This window comes from Corallococcus sp. AB030 (genome assembly GCF_003668965.1).
Lineage (GTDB): Bacteria > Myxococcota > Myxococcia > Myxococcales > Myxococcaceae > Corallococcus > Corallococcus exiguus.
The window spans coordinates 1-1,317 of record NZ_RAWQ01000447.1 but is presented as its reverse complement, the minus strand read 5'-3'; the positions used below and the strand labels follow the sequence as shown (position 1 = coordinate 1,317).

General features: G+C 78.1%; 1 pseudogene. It reads right to left on the bottom strand.

The annotated features are described in order from the left end of the window. Positions 1-661 precede the first annotated feature (661 nt). Positions 662-1,317: pseudogene (locus D7Y15_RS43490) on the bottom strand (hypothetical protein); the annotation flags it as partial.

The window sequence follows — 1,317 nt, the reverse complement described above, 5'->3', positions numbered from 1 at the left end:
GGCCAGCGTCGGGTCAGGTGCCCGCGGTGCCTCCGGCGAAGCCCGCGTCGGGACAGGTTCCTTCGGTGGCGCCTGCCGTGGGCGGCGTTCCGCCCGTGGCTCCCGCGACGGCTCGGCCCGCGTCGGGTCAGGTTCCTTCCGCGGCTCCCGCGGCGGCTCGGCCTGCGTCGGGTCAGGTTCCTTCGGTGGCGCCTGCCGTGGGCAGCGTTCCGCCCGTGGCCCCCGCGACGGCTCGGCCTGCGTCGGGTCAGGTGCCATCAGTGGCTCCGGCTGTGGGCAGCGTTCCGCCCGTGGCTCCGGCGACGGCTCGGCCTGCGTCGGGTCAGGTTCCTTCCGTGGCGCCTGCCGTGGGCGGCGTTCCGCCTGTGGCTCCGGCGACGGCTCGGCCCGCATCGTCCATTGGAGTTCCGTCCGTTTCTCCCTCGGGAGGAGCACCCACGACGGGGGCCCCTCCGCGGCCCACTCCCGCGGGCCTCGCGCCCATGGGGGCCGCTCCTCCTGGGACACCGCCGGGCATTGCCCCTGTGGGTGCCCCGGCCTCGGCACGGCCCACGGTGTCGGGGGTTCCGTCTGTTGGCGCCGCGTCCGTGCCGCCGGTGACGACCGCGCAGACCCGGCCCACCGCGACCGCGATTCCGGCCGTGGGCGCGGTGACCCCGCTTCAGGCTCCGGCGACTCCCGCCACGCCTCGCGCGACCGTGACCGCGATTCCGGCCGTGGGCGCGGTGACTGCTCCGCAGGCTCCGGCAACTCCCGTCGGTGCTCGCCCCACTGTCAGCGCGATTCCGGCCGTGGGCGCAGTGACTCCGCCCCAGGCGCCCGCCACGGCCCGGCCCACCACCACGACGCCGGCCGTGGGCGCGGTGACGCCTCCCGTGGCGCCCGCCATCGCCCGGCCCACCACCACGACGCCGGCCGTGGGCGCGGTGACGCCTTCCGTGGCTCCCGCGTCGACGCCTCGCATCGCACCGGTCGTTCCGCCCACCGCGAGCGCTTCGCCCGCGATGCCCCCCGCCATGCCGCCGTCGGTGCCGAGCATCGCGTCCATGCCGACGCCGCCGCCCGTGGCTCGCGGGCCCTCGGCCGTGCCGACCATGCAGCCCCTGAGCCCGGTGATTCCGCCCGTGGCTCCCGCGGCCCGTCCGCCTTCGGTTCCCACCATCGCCCCCGCGGGTGCCCGGCCTCCGGCTCCTCCCGCCGCGCGCCCCATCCCCACCGTGGGTCCGGTGACGCCGCCGCCCGTCGCGGCCAGGCCTCCGGCTCCTCCCGCCGTCGCCGCCACACCGCCGCCGGTGCTCGCCGTCGGGCAGGTGGTCC